Source organism: Sinomonas albida, assembly GCF_004919045.1.
In the GTDB taxonomy this organism is placed as follows: Bacteria; Actinomycetota; Actinomycetes; order Actinomycetales; family Micrococcaceae; genus Sinomonas; species Sinomonas albida.
In genome coordinates, this window is sequence record NZ_SWDW01000003.1 from 189,772 (window position 1) to 199,768 (window position 9,997).

Annotated in this window: 9 protein-coding genes; 4 read left to right on the forward strand and 5 right to left on the reverse strand. The window is 70.5% G+C overall.

The annotated features are described in order from the left end of the window. Nucleotides 1-4 precede the first annotated feature (4 nt). From E6A26_RS04430 to E6A26_RS04450, 5 genes are read right to left on the reverse strand one after another with little or no spacing between them, the layout of a single operon-like run. Nucleotides 5-811, reverse strand: coding sequence for a PP2C family protein-serine/threonine phosphatase (locus E6A26_RS04430; protein ID WP_168928666.1), 807 nt, complete (start codon nucleotides 809-811; stop codon nucleotides 5-7). Between the two features lie 23 nt (nucleotides 812-834). Further along, a complete protein-coding gene (locus E6A26_RS04435) occupies nucleotides 835-1,995 on the reverse strand; it encodes an adenylate/guanylate cyclase domain-containing protein (protein ID WP_234865027.1) in 1,161 nt (386 codons plus the stop codon). Nucleotides 1,996-2,009: 14 nt separating this feature from the next. Further along, nucleotides 2,010-2,618 (reverse strand): PH domain-containing protein, encoded by a 609-nt coding sequence (locus tag E6A26_RS04440; RefSeq protein WP_136609980.1) that lies wholly within the window; start codon nucleotides 2,616-2,618, stop codon nucleotides 2,010-2,012. Continuing rightward, a complete protein-coding gene (locus E6A26_RS04445; protein WP_136609981.1) occupies nucleotides 2,611-3,507 on the reverse strand; it encodes a biotin--[acetyl-CoA-carboxylase] ligase in 897 nt (298 codons plus the stop codon). Before E6A26_RS04445 ends, E6A26_RS04440 begins: the two co-directional genes overlap by 8 nt. A gap of 50 nt (nucleotides 3,508-3,557) precedes the next feature. Continuing rightward, nucleotides 3,558-4,436, reverse strand: a complete 879-nt coding sequence (locus E6A26_RS04450; protein WP_136609982.1) for an SDR family oxidoreductase — start codon at nucleotides 4,434-4,436, stop codon at nucleotides 3,558-3,560. Between the two features lie 211 nt (nucleotides 4,437-4,647). On the opposite strand from E6A26_RS04450, the gene E6A26_RS04455 reads away from it, so the two are divergent. The 4 genes from E6A26_RS04455 to E6A26_RS04470 all read left to right on the forward strand — a co-directional run bounded on the left by E6A26_RS04455 (nucleotide 4,648) and on the right by E6A26_RS04470 (nucleotide 9,847). Further along, nucleotides 4,648-6,231, forward strand: a complete 1,584-nt coding sequence (locus E6A26_RS04455) for an acyl-CoA carboxylase subunit beta (protein ID WP_136609983.1) — start codon at nucleotides 4,648-4,650, stop codon at nucleotides 6,229-6,231. Next, entirely contained in the window at nucleotides 6,228-6,491 is a 264-nt protein-coding gene (locus E6A26_RS04460; protein WP_136609984.1) for an acyl-CoA carboxylase epsilon subunit, read from the forward strand. The genes E6A26_RS04455 and E6A26_RS04460 overlap by 4 nt, the downstream gene beginning before the upstream one ends. A gap of 163 nt (nucleotides 6,492-6,654) precedes the next feature. Next, the gene (locus E6A26_RS04465; protein ID WP_136610053.1) at nucleotides 6,655-8,319 is read left to right on the forward strand and encodes a DUF885 domain-containing protein; all 1,665 of its coding nucleotides are present in this window, start codon (nucleotides 6,655-6,657) and stop codon (nucleotides 8,317-8,319) included. 151 nt (nucleotides 8,320-8,470) lie between these two features. Then, nucleotides 8,471-9,847: a dicarboxylate/amino acid:cation symporter gene (locus E6A26_RS04470; protein WP_407695359.1), complete on the forward strand. Its 1,377-nt coding sequence runs from the start codon at nucleotides 8,471-8,473 to the stop codon at nucleotides 9,845-9,847. The last annotated feature ends 150 nt before the right edge of the window (nucleotides 9,848-9,997 follow it).

The window sequence follows — 9,997 nt, forward strand, 5'->3', positions numbered from 1 at the left end:
TGCCCTAACCCTCCGACAGCGGAAGGGGCGGCGACGCCGCGGGGCCGCCGTCGTCGTCGCCCTCGCGCACCGCGACGACGACGACCGTGACGTTGTCGCTTCCCCCGGCCGCGAGCGCGGCGGCGACGAGCGCGTCGGCCGCCGCCTGCGGGTCCGCGTGCTCGGCAAGGATGCCGGCGATCTGCTCGTCGTCGAGCTCGCACGTGAGTCCGTCCGAGCACACGAGCAGCCGCTGCCCGGGGTTCGCCGGGAAGCTCCACAGGTCGGGGTCCGCGTCAAAGCCCGTCCCGAGCGCCCGCGTCACGACGTTGCGCCGTGGATAGACACGGGCCTCCTCAGGCGTGAGCTCGCCTCGGGCCAGGAGCTCCCACACCTCCGAGTGGTCCTCGGTGAGCTGCGCGAATTCGCCTTCGAGTTCGAGGTACACGCGCGAATCGCCGACGTTCGCCACGAGCCACGCCGGGCCGTCCTCGCCCTCGGTGAAGATCGCGGCGGCGAGCGTCGTCCCCGCGAGCGCGCCCGTGGCCTCGCGGATCGCGAGGTCGGCGTTGCGCACGGCCAGGACCACGTCGACCGGCGTGACCGTGCGGCGACCCGGTCGAAGCACGGACTCGCTGTCGAGGGACTCTATGCAGAGCCGACTCGCGACTTCGCCGGCCTCGTGGCCGCCCATGCCGTCCGCGACCGCGAAGACAGGCTCCCGCGCGAGGAACGAGTCCTCGTTGAGCTCGCGGACGCTGCCGCGGTCCGTCGCGGCCCCGACGCCGAACGCTAGGGATGCAGTGTGTCGCGGATTTTCGGCCTCCGCCATGGGCCCTCCCCTCGCTCGCACCATCAGTCGAGGACGATACCCGTTCCCTCGCCGCGCCTGAGCACGACTGGCCGGATTTCGCCGAAACCACGCACGTTCTGCGCCTCGAGCCCCTCGAAGACGAAGCGCGGATCGCTCCCCAGGACGCCGGCCGTGAGCTCGTCGACGAGCACCTGCCCCGGGTCGGCGATCGCCGTGAGGCGGGCCGCGAGGTTGACGGTCGGCCCGTAGATGTCGCCGAGCCGGCTCAGAACGCGTCCCCAGACCATCGCGACCCGGCCCTCGGGCAGCCGCTCGTCCGCGGCGATCTCGCGGGACAGCGCAAGCGCGATCTCGGCCCCGGCGGTCGGAGTCTCGGCGATGTACAGCACTTCGTCCCCGACGGTCTTGACGAGCCGGCCGCCGCCCACGGAGATGACCTCGGCGCAGATGCTCTCGAAGGTCTGGACGAGCCGTGCGAGCGTCTTCTCGTTCATGCGCCTCGAAAGGCTCGTGTAGGAGACGAGGTCGGCGAAGCCGACGGCCCGCGCCAGCGGCAGCGGCGCGTCGTCCTCGGTGCCCTTGCGCCCCTCCTCGCTCGCCTCGAGCCCTTCCTTGGCGCGCACGGCAAGCCGCTGGACGCCCGCGCTGAGCTGGCGCCGCCACGAGTAGACGAGCATCTCCTCGAGCGGCTCGATGAGCCTCGGAAGCTCGTCGACGAGCCGCACGCGCGCCTCGGCGTCGGAGATCCCCTGGGTCGCGACCATGTCCTCGACGAGCGCCTCGACCTGCCACACGACCATGCGGTCGGTCATCTGGCCGATCGCGCGCGTCACGGAGATCGCCGCGTCCTCGGTGAGCACCCCGTCGCGCACGAGCGCCGGCATGATCTTGAGATGCTCGAGGTCCTCGCTCGTGAACGCGAGGTCGTCGTCCGTGAAGTTCGGCATCCCGAGGGCCCGCCACAGCTTCCGGGCGGAGAACAGCGAGAGGCCGACTCCCTGGGCGACGTCGCGGCGCTTGAGCGTGCGCTCGCCGCCGAGCAGGAGGCTTTCGAGGGACTTCGCGTCGCCGCGGTAGTCGGCCCGGCCGCCCGCGGCCGCGGCCACGGCCTCGACAGGATCGCTCGCATCGACGTCCAGAACCTCGTCGAACTCCCCGTCCGTCGGCTCCTCGGGCGCGGCGGAGGTCAGGTCCTCGTCCATCGCGTCGCCCTCCATCAATCTCTCAGCTCACTCGGCCGCGGCGCATCCGAGAAGCCCGGCCCGCCGAGCGGACCCGGCAGGCCGCCGTCGTCCGCCCCGGGGAAGTCCTGGCCCGGTGGGAGCTCATCGATCGCGTCGAGGACCAGCTGCCGAAAGCTGCGCACTTCGGGCACGTCGTCCAGCCGGAGGCTCGCCGCCTGCCCCGTCGTCAAGGTTATCGTCCCGGAGCGTGCGAGGGACTGCACCACCGACTGGCGGACCGCGACATCCCGGACCATCGCGAGCGGGAGCTCCCGATCGCTCCGCCTGAGGCCGCGCTCGCGGCGGAGCACGCGGTGGCTCGTGAGCACGTAGTGCAGAGACGTCCACCCGACGAGGCGGTGCAGCGGGTACCTGGCGAGGAGCCACACGCCGAGCGCTGCAGGAACGAGCGCGAGCCACGGACCGAGGCCTCCGGGGAACCACGGCACGACGCCCTCGAGCCGCCCGCGGTAGAGCCATCCGGCCGCGAAGGCGGCCGCCCCGACCACGAGCACGCCAACCGCGGCAGGCACGACGAGAACCGAGCCGTGCCGACGCGTGTCGACGATCACCTGCTCGCCGGGGACAAGCAGTCTACGCATAGCCGCCGTTGGCCGGGCGCAGATGCACCACGTCGCCGGCGGACACGGTGTGCCGCCCGCCGTCGTCCTCCACGATCTGCAGCGCGCCGTGCCCGTCCAGGCCCACGGCGCGCCCCTCGAGCCGCCGACCGCCCGGAAGCTCCACGCGGACGCGCCGCCCCAAGCTGATCGTCGCGTCCTGGACCTCGGAGAGCAGGCTGCGGCCGCCCGCGAGCGAGGCGTCGGCGCTGCCGTCCACGGAGCAGAACGCCCGGTAGCGGCGCGCGAAGTCCTCGAGGTACGCCACGAGCACGTCGGTGCGGTCCACGGGACGCCCCGCGGCGAGGCTTGCCGACGTTGCCGTGGGCACCGGGAGCTCCTCCTGGCGCAGCGAGACGTTGATGCCGGTGCCGAGGACGACGGCGGGCGGCTCGCCATGCGCGCCCGGCGCGAGGTGGGCGAGGATGCCCGAGATCTTGAGGCCCCCGACCACGACGTCGTTGGGCCACTTGAGCGCGGACTCGAGCCCCGCGACCTGGGCCAGCGATTCGCGCAGCGCGAGCGCCGCAAGCGGGGAGAACCACGAGTAGCACTGCGTGGGCAGCGGCCGGCCCGAGCCGTTGTGCGGACGCAGGAGGATCGAGACGGCGAGCGAGGATCCCGCCGGGGACGCCCAAGGGCGGTGCAGGCGCCCATGGCCGTGGATCTGGTGGTCGGCGACGAGCACCGCGAGGTCGCCCCAAGCGTCCGGCTCGGTCTCGGCGAGCCGCGAGAGCTCCGTGTTCGTCGAGCCGAGCTCGTCCGCGATCTCGAGCCGCGACAGCCCCGCGCGCGCCGCGAAGTCCGCCCCGAGGCGGGAGCGATCGAGGGGGCCGCGTTCGTCGGCGGCGGGCTGGGCGTCGTTCTCCATAACGGAATCCTAGCGATCCACCCCGACCCGGCGCCCGGCGAAGCCGCTGGTCAGAGGAAGAAATCCGGAAGGAGCTGGTCTTCGGGAGCGCCGAGGCTGTAGCCCGAGAAGTCCGTCACCCCGACCCGCCGGAGAGCGTCTTCGTCGATGAAGAACTGCCCCGTGGTGGTGCGGGGATCGCTCGTGAGGATCGCATGTGCGGCGTCGGCCATGATCTCCGGGCTGCGGGTGGACCGGGCCATCTCCGCGTTGGCCACGACGTTCCGGATGGCCGCGGTGTCGATGGCGGTGCGCGGCCACAGGGAGTTGACGCCGATCCCGTCGCCGCGGAGCTCCTCCGCAAGACCGAGCGTCACGAGGCTCATGCCGTACTTCGCCATCGTGTACGCGAGATGCGCCCCGGCCCACCTGGGGTCGAGGTTGAGCGGCGGTGAGAGCGTGAGGATGTGGGCGGCGCGGCCGCCGCGCGAGGCCTCGCGCAGGGCGGGCAGGGCGAGCTTGGCGAGGAGGAAGGAGCCCCGGGCGTTGATGTCCTGCATGAGGTCATAGCGCTTCATGTCGATCGCGTCCGTGCGCGAGAGGTCGATCGCCGAGGCGTTGTTGACCACCGCGTCGATCCCGCCGAAGCGTTCGACGGCGGCGTCCACCGCGCGCGCGACGTCGTCGTCGTTGCGGACGTCCCCCACGATGGGAAGCGCGCGGCCGCCGACGGCGTCGATCTCGGCGGCGGCGTCGAAGATGGTTCCGGGGAGCTTGGGATGCGGCTGGGCCGTCTTGGCCAGCAGCACGATGTTCGCACCGTCGGCGGCGGCGCGTTTCGCGATCGCGAGGCCGATCCCGCGGCTCCCTCCGCTCATCAGGAGGGTTCGTCCCGCCAGCCCTTCCGAGCCGTCGCCGCCCGCGGTGCCACCGGGTGTGATCGTCGTCATGCCACGAGTGTACGGCACATGTTACTGACGAGTAACAAGCGGTGGGGGAAAGCGCTCGGGGACAGCCGCCGTCGTGCACTGCGCGCGGCGCCCGGAAATTGTAGGGTTCCTACACACGAACCCCGCACACGCCTCACTAGACTGTGGTGACGACGCCGCCAATTGTGCGGAACCTACATTTGACCGAATCGCCGACCGAGAGCTGGAGCACGTGACCCACGACCTGACCACGACAGCAGGCAAGATCGCGGACTTCCGCGAGCGGCGGGCAGCCTCGCAGCTTCCGTCCGGCCCCGAGGCAGTCGAGAAGCAGCATGCTCGCGGGAAGAACACGGCCCGGGAACGCATCGAGATGCTGCTCGACGAGGGCTCGTTCGTCGAATTCGACGCGCTCGCGGTGCACCGCTCCACGGCGTTCGGCATGGCGAAGAAGAAGCCCCTCGGAGACGGCGTCGCCTCCGGCTACGGCACGGTGGACGGCCGGCTCGTCGCGGTCTACAGCCAGGACTTCTCGGTCTACGGCGGTTCGCTGAGCCAGGTCAACGGCGAGAAGATCGTGAAGGTCCAGGAGTTCGCACTCCGGAACGGCTGCCCCGTGGTGGGCATCAACGACGGCGGCGGCGCGCGCATCCAGGAGGGCGTCGCCTCGCTCGCGATGTTCGCAGACATCTTCCGGAACAACGTCGCGGCCTCCGGCGTCATCCCGCAGATCTCCCTCATCATGGGCCCGTGCGCCGGCGGCGCGGCCTACTCCCCCGCACTCACGGACTACGTGGTCATGGTGGACAAGACGAGCCACATGTTCATCACCGGCCCCGACGTGATCAAGACGGTCACGGGCGAGGAAGTGGACATGGAGACGCTCGGCGGCGCGCGCCAGCACAACGCGACCACCGGCACGGCGACGTACCTCGCCTCGGATGAGAAGGACGCGATCGAGTTCGTCCGCGAGCTGCTCGACTACCTTCCCTCCAACAACCTCGTCGAGGCTCCCCTCCTGGAGTCGGACCAGGAGCTCGAGGAGACGGACGAGGACGCGGCGCTCGACACGCTCGTCCCCGATTCGCCGACGCACGGCTACGACATGCGGACGGTCATCGAGGGCATCGTCGACGACGGTGCGTTCCTCGAGATGCAGTCGCTCTACGCTCCGAACGTCATCATCGGCTATGGGCGGGTCGAGGGCCACACCGTGGGAATCGTGGCGAACCAGCCCATCCAGTTCGCGGGCACGCTCGACATCGCGGCATCCGAGAAGGCCGCCCGCTTCGTGCGGCACTGCGACGCGTTCAACATCCCGATCATCACACTCGTCGACGTCCCAGGCTTCCTTCCGGGCAAGGACCAGGAGTTCCAGGGCATCATCCGGCGCGGCGCGAAGCTCCTCTACGCGTATGCCGAGGCCACTGTCCCGAAGCTCACGGTCATCTGCCGCAAGGCGTACGGCGGCGCATACATCGTCATGGGCTCGAAGAAGCTCGGCGCAGACCTGAACCTCGCGTGGCCCACGGCCCAGATCGGCGTCATGGGCGCACAGGGCGCCGTCAACATCCTGTACCGCCGCGAGCTCGCGACCGTCGCGGCGGACGGCGGCGACGTCGAAGCCAAGCGCGCCGAGCTCATCCAGCAGTACGAGGAGGAGCTCCTCAACCCTTATCAGGCCGCCGAGCTCGGCTACGTGGACGCGGTCATCGCGCCGTCGGAGACGCGCGTGCAGCTCGTGCGCGGGCTCCGCGCGCTGCGCGACAAGCACGCGTCGATGCCCGCCAAGAAGCACGGGAACATCCCGCTGTGAGCGCGCACCCCACCCCTGAGGGGATCGGCTCGGCGAACGACGGCGGGGACGCCCCCGCCGTCGTGGCTGAGCCCCTGTTCTCGGTCACCAAGGGGAACCCGACCCCCGAGGAGCTGGCCGCGCTCACGGCCGTGCTCGCCGCCGCTGCGAGCGAAGAGCCCGAGGAGGCTCCCGTCGCGGCGCCCACGCGCCGCGAACGCATCCGGCGCGCGGCGCTGCGCCCGCGCTACGCGATGGCCCAGCGCCGCGGGCGCTACTGAGCCACTTCTGCCCCCACTTCTGCCCCACGGGCCGAGGGCTCGCGGTGTGCACGGGTTCTTTCATAAGCCAAACCTGAGGGATAGGCTCGGGCTCGTGACTCAGAATTCCCCGGATTCCCCGACCGCAGACGCCGCCGATCAGGTCCCGAACCGCGCGCCGTCCATGATCGACGCTGCGGCGGAGACGTTCACCGATCGACTGCTGGAGCTCAACCCGTCCCTCGCGACGGAGCTCGGCTTCGCCGGCCACGAGACCGAATACCCGGACTACTCGCCCGCCGGCCACCAGGCCGAGGTCGGGCTGGTCCGCGACACGCTCGCGCTCCTCGGAGCGCTTGAGCCGACGGACTCCATCGACGAGGTCACGCTCGACGCGATGCGCGAGCGGCTGGGGCTCGAGGCCGAGGAGCATGCGAGCGGCTGGAAGCTCGGGGAGCTCAACAACATCGACTCGCCCGCGCAGCACATCCGGGCCGTCTTCGACCTCATGCCGACCGACACCGCCGAGCAGTGGGGCAACATCGCCGGGCGCGCGGCGAACGTGCCCGCCGCCGTCGCCGGCTACATCGAGTCGCTGCGCGAGGCCGCCGCGGCCGGCAAGGTCGCAGCAGCGCGCCAGGTGCGCGCCGTCGTCGGCCAAGCGCGCAAGTACGGCGCCGAGGGAACCGGCTTCTTCGCACAGCTCGCCGCCAACGCAACGCTCGGCGGCGCGCCCCTGGGCGCGGACCTGGACCGTGCAGTCACCGAAGGGTGCGCCTCCGCCGCGGCGGCGTACCGTCAGCTCGCGGACTTCCTCGAGGGCGAGCTCCTGCCGCAGGCGCCCGAGAAGGACGCCGTGGGACGCGAACGCTACGCGCTCGCCTCGCGCCGCTTCCTCGGGGCGGCGGTGGATCTCGAGGAGACGTACGCGTGGGGCGTGGCCGAACTGGACCGCATCATCGCCGAGCAGGAGGCCGTCGCCGAGCAGATCAAGCCCGCCGCCACGATCGCCGAGGCCAAGGAAGCGCTCAACGCCGACCCCGCTCGCCAGCTCAAGGGCACCGACGCGCTCCGCGAGTGGATGCAGGGCCTCTCGGACCGCGCCGTCGCTGACCTCGCGGGGAAGCATTTCGACATCGCCGAGCCCATGCGCAAGCTCGAGTGCATGATCGCCCCGACGCAGGACGGCGGGATCTACTACACGGCACCCTCGGACGACTTCTCCCGGCCGGGCCGCATGTGGTGGTCCGTCCCCGCGGGCGAGGACTCCTTCACAACATGGTCCGAGACGACGACCGTCTACCACGAGGGCGTCCCCGGCCACCACCTCCAATGCGCCACGGCCGTCTACCAGCGCGAGACGCTCAACCGCTGGCGTCGTCTCGTGTGCTGGGTGTCCGGGCACGGCGAGGGCTGGGCTCTGTACGCCGAGCGGCTCATGGACGAACTCGGCTACCTCTCCGATCCCGGCGATCGCATGGGCATGCTCGACGCGCAGCGCATGCGCGCGGCCCGCGTCGTGTTCGACATCGGCGTGCACCTCGAGCTCGAGGTACCCGAGCGCTGGGGCTCTGGCATCTGGACGCCGGAGAAGGGCTACGCGTTCCTGCGCGAGAACCTGGACATCTCGGACGGGCAGCTCGACTTCGAGTACCACCGCTACCTCGGATGGCCGGGGCAGGCGCCGTCGTACAAGGTCGGGCAGCGGCTGTGGGAGCAGACGCGGGCCGACCTCGCGGCGCGTGCCGAGGCCGAGGGACGCGAGTTCGACCTCAAGGAGTTCCACACGCGGGCGCTCAACCTCGGTTCGGTGGGTCTCGACACGCTTCGGCGGGCCCTGCTCGCGTGACATTGTTCACTTGTGCGACGGGAATAACGTAACAATTCACCCGTCTGGCGCGGCATTTCAGGGATCCTCAAATGCCGCGCCTTTCTTTTGGCTGTCATATTTCTCAACAGTTAGTGTGTGTGTTATACGCGATCGACCTATCGTGCTGCGAGTGAGCACATCTCCCAGCACCCGCACCCGCCGGCTCCCGGCGTGGGCCACGTCGTTCGGCACGCAGATCATCGCTGCGCTCGTCGTCGGCGTCATCCTCGGCCTCGTCGCGAAGTACACCGGCAGCACCGCAGCCAAGCCCAACGGCCTCGGCGCCACGCTTTCGACGATCGGCAGCAGCTACGTCGCCCTGCTGCAGACCGCCGTCGTCCCCCTCATCTTCACCGCGGTGGTGAGCTCGATCGCGAACCTCCGTCAGGTCTCCAACGCCGCCAAGCTCGCGTGGAACACGCTCCTGTGGTTCGCGGTCACGGCGCTCATCGCCGTGCTCATCGGGATCGGCCTCGGCGTCCTGTTCCAGCCCGGGGCGAACACGGGCATCACCCAGCAGGCCAAGTACGCGGGCAAGACCGGCGACTGGTGGGCCTTCCTCACGGGCCTCTTCCCGCACAACTTCCTGGGCCTCACCGCGAGCTCGACCGTGGCCGACGGCGGCGCCGTCACCACGAGCGTGAGCTTCAACGTCCTCCAGATCCTGGTCATCGCCATCGCCGTCGGTGTGGCCGTGCTGAAGCTCGGCGCGAAGGCGGATCCGTTCCTGACGTTCACGCGCTCCGCGCTCGAAATCATCCAGAAGGTCCTGTGGTGGATCATCCGGATCGCTCCGCTCGGAAGCATCGGCCTGATCGGCAATGCCGTCGCAACGTACGGCTGGGACACTATCGGGGCGCTCGGGAAGTTCGTCGTCGCGATCTACGTGGGCTTGGTCCTCGTGCTGTTCGTCGTGTACCCGATCCTCGTCAAGAGCCACGGGCTCTCGGTCCGGCAGTACTTCTCCGGGGTATGGCCGGCGGTCCAGCTCGGCTTCGTGTCGCGGTCCTCGATCGGCACGCTTCCGCTCACGCAGCGCGTCGCCGAGCGCAACCTCGGCGTCCCGCAGGGCTACGCCTCGTTCGCCGTGCCGCTCGGTGCGACGACCAAGATGGACGGCTGCGCCGCGGTCTACCCCGCCGTCGCGTCGATCTTCGTCGCCCAGTTCTTCGGCCTGCACCTCGACTTCAGCCAGTACCTGCTCATCGTGCTCGTGTCCGTGCTCGGCTCGGCCGCCACGGCTGGCACGACAGGGGCCGTCGTCATGCTGACGCTCACGCTCTCGACCCTCGGGCTGCCGCTCGCGGGCGTCGGCCTGCTCCTCGCCATCGACCCGATCCTCGACATGGGCCGCACCGCGATCAACGTGGCGGGCCAGGCCCTCGTGCCGACCATCGTGGCGAAGCGGCAGGGCATCCTCGACCTCGCGCTGTACAACGCGCCGCGGTCACGCTCGGCCTTCACCGAGGACGCAGCGAACGACGGCGAGCTGGTCGCCGCCCGCTGACCCCCCCCATCGGTTGCGGGGTCCCGTCCCACCGGTTGCGGGGTCCCGTCCCACCGGTTGCGGGGTCCCGTCCCACCGGTTGCGGGGTCCCGTCCCACCGGTTGCGGGGTCCCGTCCCACCGGTTGCGGGGTCCCGTCCCACCGGTTGCG

Bases quoted from the DNA above. Each gene is read 5' to 3' on its own strand.
- E6A26_RS04465 (WP_136610053.1), top strand. From the start codon at position 6,655: ATGATCGACGCTGCGGCGGAGACGTTCACCGATCGACTGCTGGAGCTC.
- E6A26_RS04435 (WP_234865027.1), bottom strand. From the start codon at position 1,995: ATGGACGAGGACCTGACCTCCGCCGCGCCCGAGGAGCCGACGGACGGG.
- E6A26_RS04440 (WP_136609980.1), bottom strand. From the start codon at position 2,618: ATGCGTAGACTGCTTGTCCCCGGCGAGCAGGTGATCGTCGACACGCGT.
- E6A26_RS04445 (WP_136609981.1), bottom strand. From the start codon at position 3,507: ATGGAGAACGACGCCCAGCCCGCCGCCGACGAACGCGGCCCCCTCGAT.
- E6A26_RS04430 (WP_168928666.1), bottom strand. From the start codon at position 811: ATGGCGGAGGCCGAAAATCCGCGACACACTGCATCCCTAGCGTTCGGC.
- E6A26_RS04450 (WP_136609982.1), bottom strand. From the start codon at position 4,436: ATGACGACGATCACACCCGGTGGCACCGCGGGCGGCGACGGCTCGGAA.